Genomic DNA, 24,474 nt, shown 5'->3' with positions numbered 1-24,474 from the left:
ACCCTCGTGCTCTCCTCAGTCCCGCTCGCCGTGAGCCTCTTCGACGCAGCGTCCGTGCTCCACGCCTTCGGTCCCGACGTCCTCGCCGGCATCGCCGTCCTGATCTTCATCGAGTCCGGGGTGCTCTTCCCGTTCCTGCCCGGGGACTCGCTGCTCGTCACCGCTGCGATCATCAGTGGCACCCTCGGCATCGCGCCGTGGCAGGTCGCGATCGTCGCGTCCGTCGCCGCGGTCGCGGGTGACCAGGTCGGGTACTGGCTCGGGAAACGGTACGGCCGGCGTCTCTTCCGGGACGACGCGCGGATCCTCACCACGGCGCGGCTGGAGGAGGCCGAGGCGTTCTTCACACGGTGGGGCGGCCTGAGCCTGGTGCTCGGTCGCTTCGTCCCCATCGTCCGCACCTACGTGCCGCTCGCCGCCGGGACCGCGCGGATGCACTACCGGCGCTTCCTGCTGTTCAACCTGATCGGAGCGATCTCCTGGGCGGTCGGGCTCACGGTCGTCGGCGTCCTCCTCGGCGGCATCCCGCTGGTCTCGCACAACATCGACGCGCTGATGATCGTGATCGTCGTCGTCTCGGTCCTGCCGATCGTGATCGGTGCGCTGCGTCGCCGGCACGTCGCCCGCCGCACCCGACGCGACGAGCAGGCGGGCCGGGGCGTCCCGACGGACGCGCAGGCCCGCGCGGCAGCGGGCGACGAGCGGTGACCGCCACCGGTCCGCTGCGGAACCGCGTCCCCGACCCGTCCGTCTCGTTCTGGGTGACCAAGGTCCTCACCACGGCCATGGGCGAAGCGCTCTCGGACTTCCTCGTCACCCGGTTCGACCCGGTGCCGACCGTGCTCCTCACCGCGGCCGTGTTCGGCATGGTCCTCGCTGTCCAGCTCCGCACCGACCGGTACCGCCCCTGGCTGTACTGGGGTGCCGTGTCGATGGTCGGCGTGTTCGGCACGATGGTCGCTGACGTGGTCCACGTGGCGCTCGGCGTGCCCTACACGGTCTCCACGCCGATCTTCCTGATCGCCCTGGTCGCGGTCTTCGTCGTGTGGCGCCGTGTCGAGGGCACCCTCGACGTCCACCGAGTCACGAGCACGCGGCGCCAGCTGTTCTACTGGGCCGCCGTGGTGGCGACGTTCGCGATGGGGACCGCTGCCGGCGACCTCGCCGCGGGCGGGTTCGGTCTCGGCTACCTCGGCGGCGGCCTCCTCTTCGCCGGCCTCGTCCTGCTCGTGGCGCTCGCCGCCGGCGTCCGGGTGCTCGGTCAGGTCGCGGGGTTCTGGACCGCCTACGTCCTGACCCGACCGGTCGGCGCGTCCTTCGCGGACTGGGTCGCGGTCCCCCGGGACCGCGGCGGGCTGGACGTCGGGACGGGCATGGTCAGTCTCTGCCTGCTGGTGGTGCTCACGGGCGCGGTGGCGTGGACGAGCGTGGAGCGCGGACGGCGACGACGGCCGGCACCCGACCACCCGGCGCAGCCGGTGACCGGTCCCTGAGCCGACGACGACCGGCCTGGAGGCACGGGACGGGCCCGCCCCGCGCCTCCAGGCCGGCACGGCCCGGCAGGGCGGTGAGCGCACTTCAGTTCTTCATCCCTCCGGATGATGCGCGCGCTCCGCGCGCCGGGCCATGCTGGTCTCGGTGAGGGGAATCCGGTCGTCCGCGACCGCGGTCGTGGGGGCCGCGGTCGCGGCTCCGGCTCCTCGGGGTCTCGCTGGTGGTCCGGTTCCGGCCCGGGCCAGCGCTACTTCGTGAGCACCGCCGCGACCTCCGGGATGCGGTCGACGTACCCGCGCACGAGGTCACGGGCGACGGACACGCTGTCGACGAGCGGGTGCAGCGCGAACGCCTTCACCGCCTCGTCCTTCGACCCGGTGAGCGCCGCGGCGATGGTGTGCCGCTCGACGGCCTTGACCTGCGACATGAGTCCGATCTGGTGCAGGTCGGGCTGGTCGGTCGTCATCGGGTGCACGCCGTTCGCGTCCACCATCGTCGGGACCTCGACGACGGCGTCACGGGGCAGCCCGGCGATGGTGCCGTTGTTCCGGACGTTGAGGATCATCGTCTGGCGCTCGTTCCGGCTGATCGCCGCCATCACGCCGAGTGCGACGCCGGCGTACCCCTGGTGCGACGGGTCGGTCTCGCGCTCCTTCGGGTCGAGCGGCTCGTCCTGGGTGCCGCCCTTCGCCTCCGCCATGTACGAGGCGCTCCGCCGCTCGACGGTCTCGCGCCAGAGCTCGGCGACACCGTCGCCCGCGGCGCTCGCGCGGTCGTAGAACGCCGACTGGCTCTCGGCGAGGAAGTCACCGCGCGTCTTCCCGGAGCCGATGATGGAGCGCACGGCGTCGCGGTTGAAGTAGTAGTAGAACAGGTACTCGTTCGGGATCGACCCGAGGGACCGGATCCATTCGAGGCCGAAGACGTGGCCCTCCTCCATCGCGCCGAGGCGGTCGTCGTCGGCCATCAGCTCGGGCAGCACGTCACGGCCGTCGTACATGACCCGTCGCATCCAGCCGAGGTGGTTCAGCCCGACGTAGTCCATCTGGACGCGGGTGTGGTCGAGTCCGAGCATCCCGGCGACGCGGCGACCGAGGCCGGACGGGGTGTCGCAGATGCCGAGCACGCGGTCCCCGAGGACGGACTGCATCGCCTCGGTGATGATGCCGGCCGGGTTCGTGAAGTTCATGACGTAGGCGTTCGGTGCGAGGTCCTTGATGACCTTCGCCGCCTCGACCATGACCGGGACGGTGCGGATCGCGTAGGCCAGACCGCCGGGACCGGTGGTCTCCTGCCCGAGGACGTTCAGGTCGAGTGCGACGTGCTCGTCACAGCGGCGTCCTTCGAGCCCCCCGACGCGGAGCGCCGCGAACACGTGGTCACTGCCCTCGACGGCACGGTGCAGGTCGGTGGTCGGTTCGAGGACCGGTGCGTCCGGGAAGTCGGCGGCGAGCTCCGTGAGGATCGCGACCATCGCGTGCAGTCGGACTTCGTCGACGTCGTAGAGCGCGACCCGCTCGACGCGGGGGGAACCGGTGTCGCGGAGCAGTGCCTGGTACACGTACGGCGTGCGGAACCCGCCGCCTCCGAGGATGCAGAGCTTCATGTGGTGATGACCTCTCCGCCGGCGTTCCGGCTGTGGGCGAGTGTGTCGTCGGGTGCGCCGGTCGTGGTGATCAGCACGTCGACGTCGGCGAGGGAACAGAGCCGGAGCGCGCCTGTCCCGGGGAACTTCGCTTCGGAGGCGAGGAGCACGACGCGTTCGGCCGCCGCGATCATCGACTGCTTGATCGGCGCCTCGACCGCCATGTTGTCCACGACGTGACCGTTCGCGCGGACGCCCGTGCACGACAGGAACAGCACGTCCGCGCTGACCTGGTCGAGTGCGGCCTCGGCGAGCGAGCCGACGAGCGTGCGGTAGTTGCGCCGCACGACACCGCCGAGCAGGACGAGCCGGACGGCCTCGTCGTCGCGGAGCACGTCGAAGACGGCGAGGTTCGTCGTGATCACGGTGATGTCGCGCCCGCGGAGCAGCTCAGCGACGAGCGGCGTCGTCGTGCCGATGTCGAGGATGACCACCTGCCCGTCCTGCACCATCGCGGCCGCGGCCACGGCCATGCGGTGCTTGAGGTCGTAGTCGCCGGCCGCCTCGAACGGCGCCTCCACCACCTCGTCGTCCTCGGTCGCCCGGGGTTCGTCGCGGGCCGTCTGACGCGGCGCGAGGACGGCGCCACCCCAGGTGCGCACGAGCTCGCCGTTGCGGTCGAGCATCTCGAGGTCACGCCTGATCGTCGCAGCGCTGACCGCGAGCGCGGCGGCGAGCTCCTGCACGGAGGCGGCACCGTCGTCGTGCAACGCCTTGATGATGCGGTTCTGCCGCTCGCGCAGGATCATGCCGCCACTGTAGCGCGACTCGCGCACGATCGCGCAAGAGTGCACAGTCCTCCGGGCCGAAACGAGCACACTTAACAAATCTGGTGCAATCGAGTAACGTCGCCGCAACACCGATCGCGCAGGCTTGAGCAACCGCGGTCGTCCCCTGATCCGCGACGACGAGGAGCAGCCGTGACCCGTACCGACCCGATGCCGGCCCGAGGAGCGCTGCTCTTCGCGGGCGACGTCTACTGCGACCTCGTGTTCGCGGGGGTGACCGCGCCGGAGCAGGGCGCCGAGGTCTACGCCGACGCCTTCACGGTGACGCCGGGTGGGGTCGCGAACCGCGCGGTCGCGGCCGCACGCGCCGGCGCACCGACCCGGTTGCTCAGCCGACTCGGCGACGACGTCCTCGGACGCCACGTGCACCGGGTCCTCACCGAGGAACCGTTCCTCGACACGAGCCTGCTCGAGCTCGTCGCCGGGCACCAGAGCCCGGTGTCCGTGGCACTGACCGGTCCCGAGGACCGGAGCTTCATCACGTACGAGGAGCACCTCGGTCCGCTCGTGGTGCCCGACGACCTCGGCCCGGTGTCCGCGACGCACGTCGGCATCGCGCGACCGCTCCCGGCCTGGGTCGCCGCACTCCGCGCCACCGGCACCACCGTGGTCGGCGGCGTCGGGTGGGACCACACGGGCGAGTGGTCCGGCGACGTGCTCGACCGGCTCGCCGAGATCGACGTCTTCGTCCCGAACGACGTCGAGGCCATGCGCTACACCCGCACCGACACCGCCCTCGACGCGGCGAAGGCCCTCGCCGAGCGCGTCCCGCTCGCCGTCGTCACCCGCGGTGCGGACGGCGTTGTCGCGGTGGACTCGGAGCGCGGCGTCGTCACCGCGAGCACGATCCCCGTCGACGTGGTGGACCCCACGGGCGCCGGTGACGTGTTCGTCGCGGCGTTCATGGCCGGAGCGCACCACGGCTGGGACCTCGCCACGCGGCTCCGGTTCGGTGCCGCCTCCGCCGCGTTCGCCGTCACCGGGCTCGGCGGTGCGGCGAGCGCCCCGCACCCCGCGCAGCTCCGCGCGTTCCTGCAGCGGGCCGCTCCCGACGACGACTGGTCGTTCCTCGACCCGGTCGCGCTCGCTGGAGCCTGACCCGTCCCGTCCCCTCCCTCGCATCCCTCCCCTCGCATCCCTTCCCTCGCAGAACGGACCACCATGAAGCACTCCAGCAAGGCGACGCTCCTCCTCGGCGTCGCGGCGGCCGTGGCCATCGGCCTGACCGGCTGCACCCCGGGCGGATCGGCTGCCCCGGCCGCGTCCCAGAGCCTCGGACCGGTGTCGAAGGACGTCGGATCGGGGAAGACCACGCTGACCGTGTGGGACCAGAACACCGACACAGGCATCAACGACGCGCAGCAGGAGCTCAACGACGAGTTCGAGAAGGCGCACCCGAACATCACCATCAAGCGGGTGTCGCGGTCCTTCGCCGACCTCAAGACGACGCTCAAGCTCGCGCTCTCCGGCAACAACCCGCCGGACGTCGTCCAGGCGAACCAGGGGTACCCGGACATGGGTGCCTTCGTGAAGGCGGGGTTCCTCCGCCCGGTCGACGACTACGCGAAGCTGTACGGCTGGGACTCGTACTACCCGTCGAGCCTCCTCAAGCTGAACTCGTTCTCGTCGGACGGGAAGACGTGGCAGGGTGACGACCTCTACGGCGTCTCGCAGACCGGCGAACTCGTGGGCCTCTACTACAACAAGGCGGTCCTGCGGAAGGCGGGCATCGACTCGCCCCCGAAGACGGTCGCTGAGCTCACCGAGGACATGCAGCAGGTCAAGGCGTCGGGCACGCTGCCGCTCAGCTACGGCGACGTCGAGAAGAGCCCGGGCATCCACCTCTACGGGCTCGTGCTCTCCGCCCTCGCCGGGCACGACGCGGTGAACGACCTCGTCGCGGGCAAGTCCGGCAGCTGGACCGGTTCCGACGAGGTGCAGGCCGCGAAGACGATCACGGGCTGGGTCGACAAGGGCTACGTCACCGAGGGCGCCAACGGTGTCTCGCGTGACGACGCCGTCGCCGCGTTCGGGAAGGGCCAGTCCGCCTTCCTCATCACCGGCACCTGGTACCAGGCCACACTCGAGGCGGCCGCCTCGGCGAAGGACATCGGGTTCACCGCCCTCACCCCGGACGGCGCCAGCGGCCCGGTCACGATGGGTGGTGAGGGCCTCGCGTGGGCGATCACGTCGAAGACGGGGAACGCGAACGCCGCCGCCGCGTACATCGACTTCGTCACGAACAAGGACGCCGCGAAGGTGCTCGTCGACAAGGGCAACCTGCCGACCGTCGTGCCGGACGGCGACTCCCCCGCGTCGGGCACGATCGCCGGTGACATCACGAGCGAGTACGAGTCGATCTCGTCGTCGAACAGCATCACGCCGTACCTCGACTACGCGACCCCGACGTTCTACGACACCATCACGGCGGCGATGCAGGACCTCGTCGCGGGCAAGGCCACCCCGGAGCAGTACACGAAGACGCTCCAGGACGACTACGCCGGCTTCGTGAAGCAGTAGGCAGGAGCACCCGTGACCCAGTTCACCGGCACCACGGCGAGCGCTGCCGACCGCAGCGCCCGCCGTGGCCGGACGCGTCGGGCGACCGGCAGCGTCCGCAAGCGGCGGCGGAGCCTCGTCGCGTACCTCTACGTCCTCCCGGCGTTCATCGTCTTCGCGGTGTTCCTCGGGGTGCCGTTCCTGCAGAGCATCCAGTACTCGTTCTACGACTGGGACGGCCTGTCGGTCGCGACGTGGGCGGGCTTCGCGAACTACCTCGACGTGTTCACCGACGCGCAGCTCCGCGCATCGTTCGGGCACGCGCTGGTGTTGATGGTGTTCTACGCCGCGGTGCCGGTGGCCCTGGCGCTGTTCCTCACGGCGTTGATCTCGCGGGCGAACGGGCTGCGGGGCATGTCGTTCTTCCGCACCGTGCTGTTCCTGCCGCAGGTGATCGCGTCGGTGGTCGTGGCGACGATCTGGGTGTCGATCTACTCGGCGGACGGGTTGGTCAACGACGCGCTGCGCCTGGTCGGGCTCGGGCAGTTCGCGCAGGTGTGGCTCGGTGGCTACGACACGGCGCTGCCCGCGATCGGGTTCGTCGGCACGTGGCTCAACGTCGGCCTGTGCCTGGTGCTGTTCCTGTCGGGTGTCGGGAACATCCACCCGAGCCTGTTCGAGGCGGCGCGCATCGACGGCGCCGGGGCGGTCCGGGAGTTCTTCTCGATCACGCTCCCCTCGCTCCGCGGGCAGATCGCCGCCGCGCTCACGCTGACCGTGGTCTCGGCGTTGAAGACGTTCGACCTCGTCTACGTGACGACGAGCGGCGGTCCGGGCAACTCGACGTCGGTGCCGGCGTTCGAGGCGTACAACCGGGCGTTCCAGACGGGGCAGGTCGGGTCGGCAGCCGCCGTCGCGGTGTCGCTCACCGTGGTGATCATGATCGTGACGGCGCTCATCAGCCGTCTCCAGCCGAAGGACGTCGCATGAGGCTCTCGGTCCGGGAGAAGACCGTCGACTACGTCATCCTGTCGCTCTTCGCGCTGTTCGCGATCATCCCGCTCGTCGGGGTCCTGCTGTCGTCCGTGACCCCGTCGGCGGAGAACTCCGGCGGGTTCACGGTGCCGACCACGATCGACCTCGGCAACTTCGGCGCCGCGTGGAACCAGGGCCACTTCGCGTCGTACATGTTCTCGAGCGTCCTCGTGACGGTCTCCGTGGTGGTGCTGACCGCCGTGCTCGCGGTGTTCGCCGGCTTCGCGTTCGCCCGGCTCGACTTCTTCGGCTCGAACGTGATCTTCTTCGTGATGCTCGCGGGGCTGATGCTGCCGGCGGAGGCGTTCATCATCCCGCTGTACTTCAACCTGCGCTCGGTCGGCCTGACCGACACCTACACGAGCCTGATCCTGCCGCAGACCGCGCAGTCGCTGGCGTTCGGGATCTTCTGGATGCGGAACCAGTTCCGGAGCTTCCCGGGCGAGGTCATCGAGGCCGCCCGGCTCGACGGCGCCCGGGACGTGCGGCTGCTCTGGCAGGTGATCGTGCCGTCCTCGGTCGCACCGATCATGACGATGGCGCTGCTCATCACGATGTGGACGTGGAACGAGTTCCTGCTCCCCCTCGTGCTCATCACGAGCGAGGACCACCGCACCGCGCCGCTCGGGCTCGCGTTCTTCAAGGGCGCGCACCTGACGGACTTCTCGCTGCTGTCCGCAGCGGGGGTGATCGTGGCACTCCCGATCGTGCTCCTCTACTTCTTCCTGCAGAAGCGGTTCATCTCGGGGATGCTCGGCGGCATCGCCGATCGCTGAGCGGGCCGCGGCGTGGGTGCCACCGCGTCCGTCAGTCCCTCATCATCCGGTGCAGGTGCTCGAGCACCTCGGCCATCCCCGGATTGACGAGCCGCGCATCGTCCGGGGCACGGCCGGCGGCGACGTCGTCGAGGAACCGACGGTCCGCGTCGAGCCGCTCGAGGGCGTCGGCGCCCGGTGCGCCGTGGCCGGGGACCACGACGGCTGCCTGCTCGGCGTACCGGGTGAGCCGATCCAGGGCGGAACGGTACGCCGGAAGGTCGTCGGGCCAGAACGGCAATGGGAGCTCGACGTCGCTCAGCATGTCCCCCGCGAGCAGGACCCGCTGGTCCGGCAGCCAGAGCGCCGTGTGCCCGGGCGCGTGACCGTCATGGACCACCAGCTCGACCACCGTGCCGTGCGGGAGCACCGCTCCGGGGACCTGCTCGACGCCGATGACCCGACCCATGAGGTCGACGAGGTCCCCGGGGAAGTCGGCTCCGAGCGCTGCCACCAACGCCGGCCGCTCGATCACCGCGAGCGCAGCGGTCGCCGGAGAGGCGAACCGCGGCACGTCCCCGAACCCCGGGTGCCAGAGGAGGTGGTCGTGGTGCGCGTGCGTCGCGAAGCCGCCCGTCACCGACAACCCACGACCGCCGAGGGTGGCCGCGAGCGCGGCGAGTTCGTCGGGCAGCCACGCGGGGTCGACGAGGAACGCACGACCTCCGTCGTGGAACACCGTGGACGTCGTCGACATCGTCCGGCTCGTCGCGACCAAGACCCCGGGAGCGACTTCCGTCAGTTCGCGCACGTGAGCAGCCTGACAGATCCTGCGCAGCGCAGGATCGCACCCCGCGGAGGACGTCGCGCCCCGTCATGTCGGGGCGCGACGTCCGTGGCGGGGCGCGTTGTGTCGCCGGGACGCGCGCACGCGCCGGACGGGAGGTACGGTGCGGGCTTGCACCGTGCCTCCCGTCCGACCTGTGCGGACCTGCGACCCGTGGTCGCGTCCGAGCATCACTCGCGTCAGAGCGCGCGGGCGTAGTCGACCGTCGGGTAGCCGACGAAGCCGAGCGACTCGTAGAGCGCGCGGGCGGACGCGTGGAATGCGTCGCCGCCCGTGCCGATGTGGACGACGCGGACGCCGCGGGCGCGGAGCCGGTCGACGACGGAGGTGCAGAGCGCTCGTCCGACCCCGCGACGTCGTGCGCCGGGGTGGACGGCGACCATCTCGAGTCGGCCCGAGGTGCCGCCCGTCACGGTCCAGCCGACGTAGCCGAGCAGGAGTCCGTCCCCCTCGGCGAGGGTGATGAAGCGGTCCTCCGCCGGGGCGAGCAGGGCGGGCACCTCGGCACGGTAGTCGTCCTCCCACCGGCCGTGGTCGTGCGCGGTGACGGCGGGGCGGGCAGTCGGCAGCGACTCCGTGAAGAGCGGGCGGAACACCTCGATGGTGAGGTCGGTCAGGGCAGGCAGGTCTGCCGGGGTGCAGTCGCGGATGAGCATGGGGTTCCTTCGGGTCCGTACGCGTGCTGAGGGTTCCCGACGGCGACGTCCGCGGTCGGGAGTGGTGCGACGGCCATGCACGGTCGGCCTGATGCAGTCGACCGGGGCCGTCGTCTCAGCGGCGGGTACGCCAGCTCGCGAAGCACTCCATGCCGGCACGGTACGCCCCACGCGCGTCGGTCGCAGCATCTGGGCCCTGCGCGCGTCCTGGTGGGGCTCGGCGACGACGGGTACGGTCGACTCCGTGCAGGGCATCGGGATGATCGACGAGGCGGGTCGCCTCCGGCTCATCGGTGCCGGGGTCGCCGGAGCGGCGTTCGGCGTCGTCCTGGTGGTGCTCGTGCTCTCCTCGTGGACGCCCGCGACCACGACCGTGCTGGTCGTCGCCGGGGTCCCCGCCGGTGCTGCCGGTGCCGCGGTCGGCGTGTTGACGACGATGCGGTCGTGGCGGCTCGACGGCGGCTACGAGCACTCCGTCGAGGCGCAGCGGTGGGTCGCGGACGGCCGCGTGCCCGCCGACGTCCCCGCGGACGTCTGGATCCCGATGCTGCAGGCACAGGCCGACCGCGAGGGCGCCGGGTGGGGCAAGGTCCTGCTCGGAGTGCTCTGGATCGCGATGTCGTGGTCGATGCGCGACCAGCACGGCCCGCTCGTCACGACGATGCTCATCGCCCTCTGGGTCGGGCTCGCACTGTGGGGAGGCGTGGTCGTCATCCCCCGGGCGCGGGCGGCGCGGGCGCTGCTGCGCGATCGGGTCGCCGCGCTGTCCTGACGCGGCGGGGCGGCGGCGCGCGGGGCCGGCGGGGCGGCACGGGGCACGGCGGGGCGGGCGGCGCGGCGGCGGGCGGCGCCGCACGGTGCGAGGTTCCGCGCACGGTGCGAGGTTCTTCTCCTCGCACGCTGCGCGGAACCTCGCACCACAGGGCCGCGCCGACCGCCGACCTCGCACCGTGCGACCGGCCCCTCGCGGCCGTCCGCCCTGCGCGCTCACCGCGAGTGCGGCACCAGCGCGTGACTACGCTCGGGAGCATGCAGAGTCGCACCCTCGGCCGCACCGGCCGCGCAGTCTCCCCCGTCGGCCTCGGCACCTGGCAGTTCGGCGGTGACTGGGGTCCCGTCAGTGAGCAGGACGCGAACGCCGTGATGGACGCCTCCGTCGAGGCCGGCGTGACCCTCTTCGACACCGCAGACGTCTACGGCGACGGCCGGAGCGAGCAGCTCATCGGCTCCTGGCGGGCTTCGAACCCCGACGTGCCGCTCACGATCGCCACGAAGATGGGCCGTCGCGCCGAGCAGAAGCCGTCCAACTACGTCGCCGCGAACTTCCGCGAGTGGGTCGACCGCTCGCGCCGCAACCTCCGCCAGGACACCCTCGACCTCGTGCAGCTGCACTGCCCGCCGACCGCCGTGTTCGACGACGACGCGGTCTACGACGCCCTCGACGCGCTCGTCGCCGACGGCTCGATCGCCGCCTACGGCGTCTCCGTCGAGACCGCCGACCAAGCGCTCACCGCGATCGCGCGGCCGGGCGTCGCGAGCATCCAGATCATCCTCAACGCGTTCCGGCTCAAGCCGCTGGACCGCGTCCTCCCCGCCGCACGGGAGGCAGGGGTCGGCATCCTCGCGCGCGTCCCGCTGGCCTCGGGGTTGCTCTCCGGCAAGTACAAGCCCGAGACGACGTTCCCCGAGCAGGACCACCGCAACTACAACCGGCACGGCGAGGCGTTCGACCAGGGCGAAACCTTCAGCGGCGTCGACTTCGAGGACGGCGTCCGCGCTGCCCAGGCCTTCGCGGCCTCCCTGCCCGAGGGCGTCTCGGTCCCGCAGGCGGCCATCGCGTGGGTGATCGCCCAGGACGGTGTCACGGCGGCCATCCCCGGCGCACGGAACCCCGAGCAGGCCCGGTCGAACGCCGAGGCCGGATCGCTCCCGGACGTGCCCGGCCTCGACCGGACGGTGCACGACCTCTACGACCAGTGGTTCCGCGCCGCGGTCCACGACCGCTGGTGATGCACGCCGCACGGGGTGGCCGCCCGGCGGTCGCCGACTCCACACCGTGGAGGGGCGGGCGCGCGAGCCGCGCGATCGTCGCCGCGGCCGCCGCCGTGCTCCTGCTCGCAGGCTGCAGCTCCGGTGCGGTCGTCGGATCGGCGGCCGGCACGACGACCGACGCGCCGCCGTGGCCCGCCCCGACCGACCTCACCGCCCGCGCCGACGCTGCCGGCCTCTCGAACGTGTGGGGCGAGCGACTCGCGGAGCACGTGCACACGCACCTCACCATCCTCGACGGAGGCGAGCCCGTCACGGTGCCCGGGAACATCGGACACAGTGACCGGGCCAAGTTCGCGGCGCAGATCCACACGCACGACACGTCCGGGATCATCCACGTGGAGTCGCCGACGAAGGACACGTTCACCCTCGGCCAGTTCTTCGACGAGTGGGGCGTCTCGATCGGCCCGGCGCACGTCGGCGGCCTGCACGGGGACCTCACCGTGTGGGTCGACGGCCGACGGTTCTTCGGCAACCCGAGGTCGATCGAGCTGACGAACCTCCGTCAGGTGGTGCTCGAGGTCACGACGATCGGAGAGGCTCCGCACCGCCCGGCCCCCTTCGACTGGCCGCCGCAGTACCACTAGCGCGCCGCGCGCCTCGGGTCTCCCGCACGAATGCCCACCGTGCGGCCGCCCGCCCGCCCGCCCGTCTGCCCGTCTGCCCGCACAACCAAAGTCACTCCGAACCGCGGGCTTCCGCAGTTCGGAGTGACTTTGGTTGTGCGAACGGCACCGAGAGGTTGTGCGAACGGTACCGAGACCGGTCCCCGGCGTCGGCAACGCGCGCGCTCAGGCCTCCTTCGGAGCGGTCCAGGAGAGGTCGAGGTCCCACTCCGCCACAGCACCGGCGCCGAGCTGCCACACGTACTCGTTCTTGAGCTTCCGCCCGTCGTCGCGGAACGGCCCCGTCCGGTACGGGTAGAACGCCACGGTCGGCAGCGTTCCCGGAGGCGCCGTCCGGATGGCGTTCGAGAAGTCCTTGTTCAGCCGGCGCAGTTCCGAGACCACGGCGGGACGAGCGGCGTCGGCGTCGAACCCTGCCGCGCCGGCCGCCAGCTGGAACGCGATGTGCAGCTGCCGGTCGCCCCGGTCGTCCTCGTAGCTGATGAGCCGGTGGTTCTCCACCGCTTCGAGCAGCGCCGGGTCGCCGTACACGACGTCCCGCACCACGTCGGGCGCGACCACGGCACCGTTGTAGTCGACGGAGAGGTCCGACCGCCCGTAGTGGAACAGCAGCGGCAGGTCGAGCTCGGCGGAGTCCGCGAGTTCGTCGAACCCGTGCTCACGCAGCGTCTGCCGCAGCGGACCCATCCGGACCACGTGTCCCCGGTCGTGGATGTTGTACCGGATGCGGGGGCTGATGTTCTCCGACCGGGCGATGGTCACGACGAGTTCGCCGTGCTCGTTCGTCTCGATGAGGTACCCGAACGGGTTGAACTGGAACACCATCGGGAGCACGCCGTACTCGGCCTGCCTCGTCAGGGCACCGGACAACGACGGTGACGCCGCGATCGCCCGCCGCAGCGCGACCGAGAAGGGCGTCTCGATGCCCAGGTTGATCTCGAGGTCGCTCGCACCGTACGAGCCGAGCACCGCTTGCGCGTACTGCTCGATGTGGGCGCGCATGTTCTCGCTGATGCCCTCGCCGCCGAACGCCGCGACGATCGTGTACTGGCTCCAGTCGAGCCGATCGTCCTCGAACAGCGCCTTGAGGAACGGCGGGTAGCTGCAGATGACGTAGGTGAAGTCGGGTCCGAACTCCCGCATCGTCTGGACGATCTTGTCGCGGTCCGGCCCGATCGACTTGATCATGGACGACTCGGTGAGCGACGCGGTCACGTTCATGCCCGTCGCCCACGCGCCGAGCGAGAACGCGTTGAGCACGAACGGCTGCTTCGGCAGGTCCTTCGCCGTCCGTGAGAACCCGAGCTGCAGCAGCTGCCGGGTGGCTTGCCGTTCGTCCGGGCCGCGCACCCAGCTGGTCGGCGTGCCGCTCGACCCGCTGGACTCGTCGACGACCACCCCGCGGCGCGGCAGCCGCCCGTCGAGGCAGCGTTCCGGGATGCTCCACCGCTTGACGTAGGACTCCTTGTCCATCTCGGGCAGGCCCGAGAGCGCGGCGGCGATCCCGCCGCGGGTGTCCAGCCGGGAGGCACGACCCTGCTCCGCCAGGAACGCCCGGTACGCGGGCACCCGCTTCGCCGCGCGCTCCGCGGTCCGCCACGCCCGCCACCGCCCGAGGGTCCAGCGGAGCGGCTCGATCCCCGGGGTCAGCAGGAGCTTGTGGGTCTGCACCCGCGGCATGAACAGCGCGACGAACGTCTCGACGACCCAGACCACGGAGAACACCGCCGCGCGCTTCACCGGTCCGTCCCGATCGTCATCGCCGACGCCGGACGCCGGTGCGCCGACGGCGGCGGCGCGCTGTGGCCGAACCGGAACAGCATCCACGCCATCCGCCCGTCGGACTCGTCCACCCCGGCCCGCTCGACGAACGCGGCGTGCGAGCGCGGGTTCGTGATCACGGTGCCGAACGGGTGCAGGGCGATCCCCCGCGCGGTGAAGTCCAACCAGATGCGCATGAACACCCGGCCGGCCTCGACGTACTCGGCCGGGGTGCTGAACGGCCCCTCGAGCCATCCGAGCTGCCGCACGCCGCGCATCGTCGACAGGTACACGCGCTTGAACAGCCCGCCGACGCCGGGCGCCTCCCACAGCCCGCGGTGCTCCATCGCGAACCGCAGTACCGGACCCGGCATCAGCATCGTCTCCGCGGAGAGCCCGTCGCCGGTCTCCGCCGCCTGCCGCTTCGAGAACCGCAGCCAGTGCAGGATCTCCTCGTGCACCGCGTCGTTCCGGAGGTCGTCGAACAGCGTCTCCTGGTTCACCCGGACGATCTCGTCGACGGTCACCCGATCGGCGGTCGTGCGGAACCGGTGCCCGGAGGCAGCCGCGATGTCCACCGCAGCCGACACGGCGGACTCGTCGACCAGGGTGGCGTCGTAGGGCCTGCGCGAGGTGCGGCGCGCCGTGAACCCGGCCAAGGCCTCCCGGTCGTCCGCGGTGACCGCGTGCGGACGCAACGCGACCCGTCCCAGCCGGTGCAGGTGGTCCGCCGGGTCGCGGTCGAGCCGCGTGAAGTCCATCTCGGCGTGGTCGAGGGTCTCGGTCACGGCGAACCCGTGCGCCCTCGCGACCACGTCGAGCCCGGCGAGGAACACCCCGGCGCAGACGTGGCCGAACGGGATGCCGAACGACTCGGCCGGCAGCCCCCGCCGCAGGTCGTAGTACACGGTCGCCGTCCGGTCGTCCTCGACGCCGAGCACGATCGGCTGTGAGTTGTGCGGTGACGGGTAGTGCCGGGCGTCCTCGACGATGCCGGTCCACGGTGATGCCATCGTTCCCCCTCGGTGGTCGTGCGCCGATGCTACCCATGCCCGCTGACGCGCATGCCCGCGGCGACATGCACCCTGCCGCCGGAGCGCAGCGACCACGGCGGAGCGCCCGCCCGACCGGCGCGTACCCTGTCGGCATGACCGTGATCCGGACGGGGACGGACCTCACCGCCGTCGACGACGTCGTCCGCGGCATCGCGACGCACGGCGAGCGCTACCTCGCACGCATCTTCACCGACCGCGAGCGCGCCGACAGCGGGGACGACCCCGAGCGACTCGCAGCACGGTTCGCGGGCAAGGAGGCCGTCGTCAAGCTCCTGCGCCCGTCCCGCGCCGACCCCCTGCCCCTCCGGGACGTCGCCGTCGTGCTCGACCAGGACGGCGCACCCACCGTGGAACTGACCGGCGCAGCGGCGGCGCTCGCCGAGGCGATCGGGTGCGGCCCGGTCTCCGTGTCCCTGTCCCACGAACGCGGCCTGGCGCTCGCCACCGCGGTCGCGCTCACCGAACGCTGACGTCGGCGGGCCGCACGGTCACGGAGCGGCCACGGTCCCGCAGGACGGTCGTGCGGTTCCCCGCAACCGGGAGGCGGCTTTCCGGGGAGCCGTCCTCATTACGGTTGCCGTCATGGACCAGGACCAGCAGACCCGCGCGACCGCCGTCGCGCTCGCCGACCCGACGACCGAACACGCCGTCCGCCGTGCGCTCGCCGACCACGGGCACCTCTCCGTCGACGCCTGGGACGTCGCCTCGATCGCGGACCTCTACGCACTCGGGCTGACGTCGCACGCCACCGTCAACGTGATGCTCGCGGTGGAGGACGAACTCGACGTCGAGTTCCCGGACGCCGTGCTGAACCGGTCGACCTTCGCGACGGTCGAGTCGATCGTGCACGCCGCCGGTACGGCGTCGTGACCATCCTCGACGCAGCGCCGCCGACCGCGCCCGTCCCCGTCGTCGCGCCGGCCGGCCCGACCCGGCGCGGGCGACGCGCGGCAGCGGGAGCGGCCACAGCGGCGACCGGCTCGGCGACGACCGGCACCGCCGCCGGCAGCGGCACCCCGACCGCAGCGACCGGCACCGACGCCAGCGGCAGCAGCACCGCGCCCACCGGCGCCGTCGCCACCGCCGCCGCCGGCACGGACCCCCGCGGCCGCTTCGCCGCGCGGACCGCCCTCGTCGCCGACGTCGCCCGCCACGTCGCCGACGAGGTCGACCGCGACGCCAGGCCCCCGCGCGAGGCGATCGCCGCCATGCGCGAGCACGGACTCCTGGCCGCCGCGGTCCCGACGGAGCTCGGCGGCGAGGGTGCGACCCTCGCCGAGCTGTCCGTCATCGCGACCGAGCTCGGCCGCGCGTGCGCCGCCACCGCGATGGTCTTCGCGATGCACCAGGGCCAGGCGATGGCGCTCTGGCGGCACGGTGGTGACGGTGCCGGCGTGACGGAGCTCGTCGCCGGGGTCCGTGACGGCGCGCTGCTCGCGTCCTCCACGACCGAGCGCGGCATCGGCGGCGACGCCCGTCGCAGCACCTGCGCGCTCGAGCCGGACGCCGCGGGCCGGATCCGTCTCCGCAAGGACGCGCCGGTCATCTCCTACGCGACCGAGGCCGACGCGATCCTCGTCACCGCACGCCGCTCGGTCGACGCGGCCGCCTCGGACCAGCGCGTCGTCGTCTGCCTGCCCGAGCACACGACGCTCACGCAGACCTCGACGTGGGACACCCTGGGCCTCCGGGGCACTTGCAGCAACGGCTGGCTGCTGGATGCGGAGACCACGGCCGACCACGTCCTCCGCGACGACTACGCCACGGTCAGCGCCCGGACCGTCCTGCCGGTCTCGCACGTCCTCTGGGCGTCGGTGTGGCTCGGGATCGCGGCCGACGCCGCGGACCGCGCCCGTGCCGCCGTCCGCAAGCAGGCCCGCGCCGCCGTGGGGACCACCCCGCCCGGTGCACTCCGGCTGGCCGAGCTGCTCGTCGAGCTGCAGGCGCTGGCCGACTCCGTCCGGCACGCCGCGGAACGGTTCGACGTCGTGGCCGAGGACGCCGACGTCCTCGACTCCACGGCGTTCGCCCTGTCCGCGAACGCCCTCAAGATCGGTGCGTCCGAACGCGTCACCGACCTCGTCACCCGGTCCCTGCGCATCGTGGGCATCGCCGGGTACGCCACGAGCGGTCCCTCGAGCATCGCCCGACACCTCCGAGACGCCCACGGTGCCGCCGTCATGGTGAGCAACGACCGTCTCCTGCACAACGACGCCGGCATGGCGCTCATGACGGGAGCACTCCTGTGACCATCCACCTCGACACCGAACGCACGACGCTCGACGCCGCACGAGCTGCCCTCCGCGGACGCCTGCTCGCGGACGGGGTCCTCATCGACCTCGGCTCCCCCGGGCTCTACGGCCGGACCGGCGTGTTCGAGCGCGTGTACGGCGCGGTCGACGCCGCCGCCGTCCGCAGCCAGTCCGACCTCGACGCCGAGGTCCTGCGGTTCCCCCCGGTCGAGCCCCTCACGGCGTTCGAACGGACCGACTACATCGCCTCCTTCCCGGACCTCGCCGCGTCGATCTCCGGGTTCACGGGGGACGACCGGACGCACCGGGCGCTCCTCGCCGCCCGCGAGCGCGGGGAGCGCTGGGAGGGCTTCCTCGAACCCGCGGACCTCATGCTGACGCCGGCCGTCTGCCACCCGGTCTACGGCCTCGTCGGTGACGTCGTCCGCGCGGGCGGCCGCTTCTTCGACATCGTCGGCGACTCGTTCCGCCGTGAACCGTCCCTCGACCCGATGCGGCTCCAGGCGTTCCACATGCACGAGTTCGTGCACATCGGCACGCCGGAGTCCGCGAAGGCGCACCGCGACGGACGCATCCCGGTGATGCGCGCGCTGCTCGAGTCGTTCGGGCTCGAGATCGACGTCGTGCCCGCCAACGACCCGTTCTTCGGGCGCGTCGGGCAGATGCTCGCTCGCAACCAGGTCGAGCAGGCGCTCAAGTTCGAGTTCGTCACCCCGGTGTACGGGCCCGACCACGAGGCCACGGCCATCAGCTCCGCCAACCTGCACGAGGACCACTTCGGCACGGCGTTCGGCATCCGCAGCGCCGACGGCGGCGTCGCGCACAGCGCGTGCATCGCCTTCGGCCTGGAGCGCATCACGATCGCGCTCTTCGCCGCGCACGGCACCGACCCCGACGCGTGGCCGACCGCGGTCCGCTCGGCACTGGCGCTGTGACCACCCTGCACGGCTGGTCGGGATCGCCCGCCCTCCGGGTGGCCGTGCACCTGCCGCCCGCCGCGCGGGCCGGGGTGGTCATCGTGCCGCCCCTCGGCCAGGAGGGCGTCATCGCGTACCGCACGCTGCGCCTGCTGGCGGACCGCCTGGAGGCCCGTGGCGTGGCCTCGGTGCGCTACGACCCGTCCGGACGTGGGGACGCAGCCCCCGACACCGACCCGCACGCACAGGTCCGGTCGGCGGGACACGCGGCCGCGCTGCTGCGCAGCACGGGCGTCCGACGGATCGGTTTCGTCGGGCTCGCGTCGGCTGCGATCGTCGCCGCCGAGGCCGCCGCGGACGACGATGCCCTCGTCGTGTGGGACCCGCCGGCCTCCGGGCGCGCGTGGCTCCGCGGGCAGCGGGCACTCGCCACGATGACGATCGGGTCCGACCGTGTGCTCGACGGCGTCGAGTCCCTGGTCGGGATCGACGTGGACGAGGCCGAGGCCGCCGTCCTCGGCGCCCTCACGTTCACCCCGTGCGCGGCCCCGACCGTCGCCTTCGTCCGCCCCGGCGCCCCGGCTCCGCGGAAGCTCGGGGCCGTCGATCGGATCGAGGTGCACGGCACCGACGAACTGATGGACCGGACGAGCATGCACGCCCGCATCCCGGGTCCGGCGGTCGACGAGGTCGTCGCGTGGATCGACACCTGGGCCCCCGCGGTCGCCGAGACGCCGCGGACGCCGGTGCTCGACGAGGTCCTCGACGTCGACGGCCGGGTGTCCGAGCGCATGGTGCGCCTCGGCCCGGAGGCCCTGTTCGGCATCGAGACGGTGTCGTCGGCCCAGGGACACGACGCGCCCACGGTCGTGCTCCACAACGGGTCCGCCGAGCACCGAGTCGGGGCGTCCGACTACCAGGTCGCCCTCGCGCGGGACCTCGCCCGCGACGGCGCCCGGGTGCTCCGGATCGACCGGCGCGGCACGGGCGAGAGCTCCGTCGTCCGCGCCGACGAGCGCGACTTCATGTTCGCCCAGGAGTGGATCGACGACCAGGCCACCGTGCTCGACGCGCTGGAGGTGCCGCCGGACCGACTCGCCCTCGTCGGCATGTGCGCGGGCGCGTGGCTCGCCGGTCGGGCGGTGGACCAGACCCCGCGGCTCGTCGTCGAGATCAGCCCGAACGACTACCGCCGGACGCCGGCCGCGCCGGGCAGCTACGCCGACCACGTCCGCGCGGTGGACACCCCGTCCCCGCGGCGGCAACGGTTCCGGACGCTCTACAACCGGTGGGTGCCGGAACGACTGCGGACGCGGATCGCCCGGCGCGACCGGGTCGGCGGCGTCGTCGGGCACGTGCGTCCCCTCGTGCAGCACGGCACCGAGGTCGTGCTCGTCGTCGCGCCCGAGGACGCCGAGCTGTTCGACCGGCTCGGCGGCCGACGTGCCGTCCGACGGTGGTCGGGGCAGGTCGAGGTCGTGCGGGTGCCGGACGGCGACCACGCGCTGTTCTCCCCGACGATGCGGGCAGCCGTCCGCGCCGAGGTGCGGGCGCGCGTGGCGGCCACCTTCCCCGCGCACGTCTGACGCCGCCGCGGCTCCGGCCGGTCCGGGTGTCCTCGCGGGTCGACCGTCAGGGGGCGAGGAGCGCGGCGACCTCGGCGGGGTGCTCGACGTGGGCGAAGTGGCCGCAGTCGTCGAGGAGCACCGTCCGTGCCTGCGGCATCGCGGCTCGGAGCTCGTCGAGGTCCGCCGGCCGGGCGAACACGTCGTCCCGGCCGAGCACCGCCACGAGGGGGCACCGGACGCCGCGCCAGCGCTCGGTGTCGTAGCGGGCAGCGGAACGGGCGGCTGCCGTGAACTCGCGCGGCCGCAGCTCCCGGACGAACGCGTCGAGCACGCTGCGGTCGAGCCGGCGCACGTGCGTGAACACCGGGGCGGCGAGCAGTCGGAGGAGCCCCACCGCCGCCAGCCCGCGGAGCAGCGGCAGCGCAGCCCGGCCGGTCACGAGCAGACCGCCCCGGAGCAGCGTGTACGCCGGCAGGTGTCCGAGCGCACGCCACGGGTGCCGAGCGGCACGGACCGTCGCGGTCGTCGTCGGGGACACCAGCGACAGCGAACGGACCCGTCCGGGCAGCACGACCGCGAGGTGCAGGGCGACGAACGCGCCCATCGAGTGCCCGACCACGTCGACCCGTCCGACACCGAGGGCGTCGAGGACCACCGTCACGACCTCCGCCGCGCCGTCGACCGTGAGCGGCTCCGCCGGCGTCGAGGAGGCGCCCCAGCCGGGCAGGTCGAGGAGCACCACACCGCGTCCCGCGAAGCCGTGCGCCGCGTCGAGCAGCGGCGTCCAGGTCGTCCAGGAGCCCGCGACGCCGTGCAGGAGCAGGACGGGGTCCGGGCCGGGGCGGTGGTGGACGACGACGGTGCCCGCCGTGGTCTCGACGGTTCGGCGGACGAGCGACCACCGCTCGGGCTGGTCACGGAGCGGGAACGGCGCGTAGGCGCCGCTGTCCGTCGCGACCGCGTCGCCGACCGAGCGTCCGTCGATGACCCGCACCGTTCCTCCCGTCCGGACCGCGCGTGCGCGCGCCCGAGGAGGATTCGGAACGCTAGCCGACCGGGACGGGTGCCGAGCAGGCGGCGAGGCGGTCGAGCGCGGCCTGGTACTCGGCGACGTCGCGCTGCAGACCGGGCTCGGTGATGATGGAGGCCTTGATCCGACCCTGCACGTCGATCACGAAGGTCGCGCGGGTCGCGAAGCCCTTCTTGTCGAGGAACACGCCGTACTCCTTGGAGACCGCGCCGTGCGGCCAGAAGTCGGCGAGGAGCTCGAAGTCGTAGCCGTTCGCCTCGGCGAAGGACCGCAGCGTCGCCTTCGAGTCGACCGAGATGCCGATGAGCTCGACACGCTGGTCCTCGAACATCGCGATGTTGTCCTGGAGGGCGCAGAGCTCGTTGGTGCAGCCGGACGAGAAGGCGAGCGGGAAGAAGACGAGGGCGACGGGGCGGATGCCGCGGAAGTCGCTGAGGCGGACGTGCTCTCCGAACTGGTTCGGGAGTTCGAAGTCCGGCGCGAGTGAGCCGATCTCCAGTGCCATCGGTGCGTGTGCTTCTTCCTCGGGCGTGGTGTGTGCCCGTGTCCCGTGCAGGCGCGGGTCACGCGTGCACGATCGGCAATCGTACGCCGACGTCACCCGAATGCAAGCGCCTGTCCACGTGCACGTCACCATCAGCATGGCGGTCGGTGGTGGGGCCTAGAGTGGTGGGGGTTTCCCTCAGGTCCGACCGACCGCCGGAACCCACCATGTCCACCACCACGAGAACGAACGAGGTCAAGGGTGACGGTGAACGACCAGGACCCGTACAGCGCCGGCAGCAACGACCAGGACCCGGAGGAGACCGCCGAGTGGCGTGAGTCCCTCGACGGCCTGGTGCAGACCCACGGCCACCAGCGTGGCCGCGAGATCATGCTCAGCCTGCTCAAGCGGTCCAAGGAGCTGCACCTCGGTGTGCCGATGGTCCCCACGACGGACTACGTCAACACCATCGCGCCGGAGAACGAGCCCGAGTTCCCGGGCGACGAGGAGCTCGAGCGCCGCTACCGCCGCTGGATCCGCTGGAACGCCGCCATCACGGTGCACCGCGCACAGCGCCCGGGCATCGCCGTCGGTGGCCACATCTCGACGTACGCGTCGAGCGCCGCGATGTACGAGGTCGGCTACAACCACTTCTTCCGCGCGCAGGACCACCCGTCCGGCGGCGACCAGGTCTTCTTCCAGGGCCACGCCTCCCCCGGCATGTACGCCCGCGCCTACATGGAGGGCCGCCTCAGCGAGGACCAGCTCGACGGCTTCCGGCAGGAGAAGTCCCACGCCGGCGGCGGACTGTCGTCCTACCCGCACCCGCGCCTCATGCCGCACTTCTGGCAGTTCCCGACCGTGTCGATGGGCATCGGCCCGATCAACGCGATCTACCAGGCGCAGCAGGCCAAGTACCTCTCCAACCGTGGCATCAAGGACGCCTCCGACCAGCAGGTCTGGGCGTTCCTCGGCGACGGCGAGATGGACGAGGTCGAGTCGCGCGGGCAGCTCCAGGTCGCCGCGAACGACGGCCTCGACAACCTGAACTTCGTGATCAACTGCAACCTGCAGCGGCTCGACGGTCCGGTGCGCGGCAACGGCAAGATCATCCAGGAGCTCGAGGCGTTCTTCCGCGGTGCGGGCTGGAACGTCATCAAGGTCATCTGGGGCCGCGAGTGGGACGACCTGCTCTCCCGCGACACCGAGGGCGCGCTGCTCAACCTCATGAACGCGACGCCGGACGGCGACTACCAGACGTACAAGGCCGAGAACGGCGCGTACGTCCGCGAGAACTTCTTCGGCCGCGACCCGCGGGCGCTCGAGCTCGTCAAGGACTACTCCGACGACCAGATCTGGAACCTCAAGCGCGGCGGGCACGACTACCGCAAGGTGTACGCGGCGTTCAAGGCCGCGACCGAGCACAAGGGCCAGCCGACGGTCATCCTCGCGAAGACGGTCAAGGGCTACGGCCTCGGCCCGAGCTTCGAGGGCCGCAACGCGACCCACCAGATGAAGAAGCTCACGCTCGACAACCTCAAGCAGTTCCGTGACGAGATGCGCATCCCCATCTCGGACGCGCAGCTCGAGGAGAACCCCTACACGCCGCCGTACTACCACCCGGGGAACGACGACGAGGCGATCCAGTACATGCACGAGCGTCGTCGCGAGCTCGGTGGCTACGTGCCGGAGCGCCGGACGAAGTACACGCAGGTCACCCTGCCGGACGACTCGAAGTACCAGGTCGTCAAGAAGGGCTCCGGCAAGCAGGAGGTCGCCACGACGATGGCGTTCGCCCGTCTGCTGAAGGACCTGCTGCGATCGCCCGACTTCGGCGACCGCGTGGTGCCGATCATCCCGGACGAGGCGCGCACGTTCGGCATGGACGCGTACTTCCCGACCGCGAAGATCTACAACCCGAACGGGCAGCACTACACGTCGGTCGACCGTGAGCTCCTCCTGGCCTACAAGGAGAGCCCGCAGGGCCAGATCATCCACGTCGGCATCAACGAAGCGGGCGCCCTGGCGGCGTTCACCGCGGTCGGCACCTCGTACTCGACGCAGGGCGAGCCGCTCATCCCGGTCTACGTCTTCTACTCGCAGTTCGGGTTCCAGCGCACCGGCGACGCCATCTGGGCAGCGGGTGACCAGATGACCCGTGGCTTCATGATCGGTGCGACCGCGGGCCGCACGACCCTGACGGGCGAGGGCCTGCAGCACGCCGACGGCCACTCGCTGCTCCTCGCGGCGACGAACCCGGCGGTCGTGTCGTACGACCCCGCGTACGGCTACGAGATCGGGCACATCGTCAAGGCCGGTCTCGAGCGCATGTACGGGACGAACGAGGACGGCTCGCCGAAGCACGCCGACCCCAACGTCATGTACTACCTCACGGTCTACAACGAGCCGCTCGTGCAGCCGGCCGAGCCGGAGGGCGTCGACGCCGAGGGCATCGTCAAGGGCATGTACCTCCTCAAGCCGAGCGAGCAGGACGGCCCGAAGGCCCAGCTGCTCGCGTCGGGTGTCGCCGTGCCGTGGATCCTCGAGGCGCAGCAGCTCCTCGCAGAGGACTGGGGCGTGTCGGCCGACGTGTGGAGCGTCACGAGCTGGGGTGAGCTGTACCGCGACGGACTCGACGCGGAACAGCACGCGTTCCTCAACCCGAACGAGGCCCCGCGGACGCCGTACGTCACCGAGCGCCTGCTCGGGACCGAGGGTCCGGTCGTGGCGGTGAGCGACTTCATGCACGCCGTGCAGGAGCAGATCCGTCCGTTCGTTCCGACCGACTACGCCACGCTCGGCGCCGACGGCTTCGGCTTCTCGGACACCCGTCCGGCGGCCCGCCGCTTCTTCCACATCGACGGCCCCTCGGTCGTCGTGCGGACGCTGCAGCAGCTCGCGAAGCAGGGCAAGGTCGACCACGCCCTCGTCCAGCAGGCGATCGACAAGTACCGTCTGCACGACGTCACCGCCGGCACCACCGGCAGCGCGGGCGGCGAGAGCTGATCCCCGC

Annotated in this window: 23 protein-coding genes; 15 read left to right on the top strand and 8 right to left on the bottom strand. The window is 71.9% G+C overall.

What is annotated here, in order from left to right; translation table 11 throughout:
• Positions 1 to 6 precede the first annotated feature (6 nt).
• A complete protein-coding gene (locus MON03_RS06930) occupies positions 7 to 708 on the top strand; it encodes a DedA family protein (protein ID WP_148286281.1) in 702 nt (233 codons plus the stop codon).
• The gene (locus MON03_RS06925; RefSeq protein ID WP_242091239.1) at positions 705 to 1,493 is read left to right on the top strand and encodes a COG4705 family protein; all 789 of its coding nucleotides are present in this window, start codon (positions 705 to 707) and stop codon (positions 1,491 to 1,493) included. The genes MON03_RS06930 and MON03_RS06925 overlap by 4 nt, the downstream gene beginning before the upstream one ends.
• A gap of 248 nt (positions 1,494 to 1,741) precedes the next feature.
• Here MON03_RS06925 and MON03_RS06920 read toward each other — a convergent pair whose 3' ends face one another.
• Together MON03_RS06920 and MON03_RS06915 are read right to left on the bottom strand one after the other, a co-directional pair.
• Positions 1,742 to 3,100, bottom strand: a complete 1,359-nt coding sequence (locus tag MON03_RS06920) for a 6-phospho-beta-glucosidase (protein ID WP_242091238.1) — start codon at positions 3,098 to 3,100, stop codon at positions 1,742 to 1,744.
• Positions 3,097 to 3,888, bottom strand: coding sequence for a DeoR/GlpR family DNA-binding transcription regulator (locus MON03_RS06915; RefSeq protein ID WP_242091237.1), 792 nt, complete (start codon positions 3,886 to 3,888; stop codon positions 3,097 to 3,099). The genes MON03_RS06920 and MON03_RS06915 overlap by 4 nt, the downstream gene beginning before the upstream one ends.
• 171 nt (positions 3,889 to 4,059) lie before the next feature.
• On the opposite strand from MON03_RS06915, the gene MON03_RS06910 reads away from it, so the two are divergent.
• From MON03_RS06910 to MON03_RS06895, 4 genes are all read left to right on the top strand, one after another.
• On the top strand, positions 4,060 to 5,025 hold the full coding sequence (locus tag MON03_RS06910; RefSeq protein WP_242091236.1) for a carbohydrate kinase family protein: 966 nt from the start codon (positions 4,060 to 4,062) through the stop codon (positions 5,023 to 5,025).
• A 63-nt stretch (positions 5,026 to 5,088) separates the two neighbouring features.
• Positions 5,089 to 6,447: an extracellular solute-binding protein gene (locus tag MON03_RS06905; RefSeq protein WP_242091235.1), complete on the top strand. Its 1,359-nt coding sequence runs from the start codon at positions 5,089 to 5,091 to the stop codon at positions 6,445 to 6,447.
• Positions 6,448 to 6,459: 12 nt separating this feature from the next.
• On the top strand, positions 6,460 to 7,416 hold the full coding sequence (locus MON03_RS06900) for a carbohydrate ABC transporter permease (protein ID WP_022904745.1): 957 nt from the start codon (positions 6,460 to 6,462) through the stop codon (positions 7,414 to 7,416).
• Positions 7,413 to 8,237, top strand: a complete 825-nt coding sequence (locus tag MON03_RS06895; protein ID WP_022904744.1) for a carbohydrate ABC transporter permease — start codon at positions 7,413 to 7,415, stop codon at positions 8,235 to 8,237. The genes MON03_RS06900 and MON03_RS06895 overlap by 4 nt, the downstream gene beginning before the upstream one ends.
• Positions 8,238 to 8,268: 31 nt before the next feature.
• Here MON03_RS06895 and MON03_RS06890 read toward each other — a convergent pair whose 3' ends face one another.
• The gene (locus tag MON03_RS06890; RefSeq protein WP_242091234.1) at positions 8,269 to 9,027 is read right to left on the bottom strand and encodes an MBL fold metallo-hydrolase; all 759 of its coding nucleotides are present in this window, start codon (positions 9,025 to 9,027) and stop codon (positions 8,269 to 8,271) included.
• 215 nt (positions 9,028 to 9,242) lie between these two features.
• Positions 9,243 to 9,719, bottom strand: a complete 477-nt coding sequence (locus MON03_RS06885) for a GNAT family N-acetyltransferase (RefSeq protein WP_022904743.1) — start codon at positions 9,717 to 9,719, stop codon at positions 9,243 to 9,245.
• A gap of 244 nt (positions 9,720 to 9,963) precedes the next feature.
• Here MON03_RS06885 and MON03_RS06880 point away from each other — a divergent pair, with 244 nt between their 5' ends.
• From MON03_RS06880 to MON03_RS06870, 3 genes are all read left to right on the top strand, one after another.
• On the top strand, positions 9,964 to 10,491 hold the full coding sequence (locus MON03_RS06880) for a hypothetical protein (protein ID WP_148286280.1): 528 nt from the start codon (positions 9,964 to 9,966) through the stop codon (positions 10,489 to 10,491).
• A gap of 257 nt (positions 10,492 to 10,748) precedes the next feature.
• Entirely contained in the window at positions 10,749 to 11,729 is a 981-nt protein-coding gene (locus tag MON03_RS06875; protein WP_242091233.1) for an aldo/keto reductase, read from the top strand.
• Positions 11,729 to 12,355: a hypothetical protein gene (locus MON03_RS06870; protein ID WP_175327804.1), complete on the top strand. Its 627-nt coding sequence runs from the start codon at positions 11,729 to 11,731 to the stop codon at positions 12,353 to 12,355. Before MON03_RS06875 ends, MON03_RS06870 begins: the two co-directional genes overlap by 1 nt.
• A 204-nt stretch (positions 12,356 to 12,559) precedes the next feature.
• On the opposite strand, the gene MON03_RS06865 is transcribed toward MON03_RS06870, so the two are convergent.
• Entirely contained in the window at positions 12,560 to 14,134 is a 1,575-nt protein-coding gene (locus tag MON03_RS06865) for a phenylacetate--CoA ligase family protein (RefSeq protein WP_242091232.1), read from the bottom strand.
• Entirely contained in the window at positions 14,131 to 15,168 is a 1,038-nt protein-coding gene (locus MON03_RS06860) for a nitroreductase family protein (protein WP_242091230.1), read from the bottom strand. Before MON03_RS06860 ends, MON03_RS06865 begins: the two co-directional genes overlap by 4 nt.
• A 134-nt stretch (positions 15,169 to 15,302) precedes the next feature.
• On the opposite strand from MON03_RS06860, the gene MON03_RS06855 reads away from it, so the two are divergent.
• The 5 genes from MON03_RS06855 to MON03_RS06835 all read left to right on the top strand — a co-directional run bounded on the left by MON03_RS06855 (position 15,303) and on the right by MON03_RS06835 (position 19,965).
• Positions 15,303 to 15,680, top strand: coding sequence for a holo-ACP synthase (locus MON03_RS06855; RefSeq protein ID WP_242091228.1), 378 nt, complete (start codon positions 15,303 to 15,305; stop codon positions 15,678 to 15,680).
• A gap of 112 nt (positions 15,681 to 15,792) precedes the next feature.
• The gene (locus tag MON03_RS06850) at positions 15,793 to 16,080 is read left to right on the top strand and encodes an acyl carrier protein (protein ID WP_022904736.1); all 288 of its coding nucleotides are present in this window, start codon (positions 15,793 to 15,795) and stop codon (positions 16,078 to 16,080) included.
• The gene (locus tag MON03_RS06845) at positions 16,077 to 17,459 is read left to right on the top strand and encodes an acyl-CoA dehydrogenase family protein (protein WP_204620510.1); all 1,383 of its coding nucleotides are present in this window, start codon (positions 16,077 to 16,079) and stop codon (positions 17,457 to 17,459) included. The genes MON03_RS06850 and MON03_RS06845 overlap by 4 nt, the downstream gene beginning before the upstream one ends.
• Entirely contained in the window at positions 17,456 to 18,397 is a 942-nt protein-coding gene (locus tag MON03_RS06840) for an amino acid--[acyl-carrier-protein] ligase (protein ID WP_242091226.1), read from the top strand. The genes MON03_RS06845 and MON03_RS06840 overlap by 4 nt, the downstream gene beginning before the upstream one ends.
• A complete protein-coding gene (locus MON03_RS06835) occupies positions 18,394 to 19,965 on the top strand; it encodes an alpha/beta hydrolase (RefSeq protein WP_242091224.1) in 1,572 nt (523 codons plus the stop codon). Before MON03_RS06840 ends, MON03_RS06835 begins: the two co-directional genes overlap by 4 nt.
• A 46-nt stretch (positions 19,966 to 20,011) precedes the next feature.
• On the opposite strand, the gene MON03_RS06830 is transcribed toward MON03_RS06835, so the two are convergent.
• Together MON03_RS06830 and MON03_RS06825 are read right to left on the bottom strand one after the other, a co-directional pair.
• The gene (locus MON03_RS06830; protein WP_242091222.1) at positions 20,012 to 20,941 is read right to left on the bottom strand and encodes an alpha/beta fold hydrolase; all 930 of its coding nucleotides are present in this window, start codon (positions 20,939 to 20,941) and stop codon (positions 20,012 to 20,014) included.
• 52 nt (positions 20,942 to 20,993) lie between these two features.
• On the bottom strand, positions 20,994 to 21,482 hold the full coding sequence (locus MON03_RS06825) for a peroxiredoxin (RefSeq protein ID WP_242091220.1): 489 nt from the start codon (positions 21,480 to 21,482) through the stop codon (positions 20,994 to 20,996).
• Between the two features lie 240 nt (positions 21,483 to 21,722).
• Here MON03_RS06825 and aceE point away from each other — a divergent pair, with 240 nt between their 5' ends.
• Positions 21,723 to 24,467, top strand: coding sequence for a pyruvate dehydrogenase (acetyl-transferring), homodimeric type (aceE, locus tag MON03_RS06820; RefSeq protein ID WP_175327798.1), 2,745 nt, complete (start codon positions 21,723 to 21,725; stop codon positions 24,465 to 24,467).
• Positions 24,468 to 24,474: the final 7 nt, after the last annotated feature.

The sequence above is a fragment of the Curtobacterium sp. DN_7.5 genome, assembly GCF_022655355.1.
Taxonomy (GTDB): Bacteria; Actinomycetota; Actinomycetes; order Actinomycetales; family Microbacteriaceae; genus Curtobacterium; species Curtobacterium luteum.
Note: the sequence above shows the minus strand (reverse complement) of the source record. Positions and strands in the feature narration are given on the sequence as shown.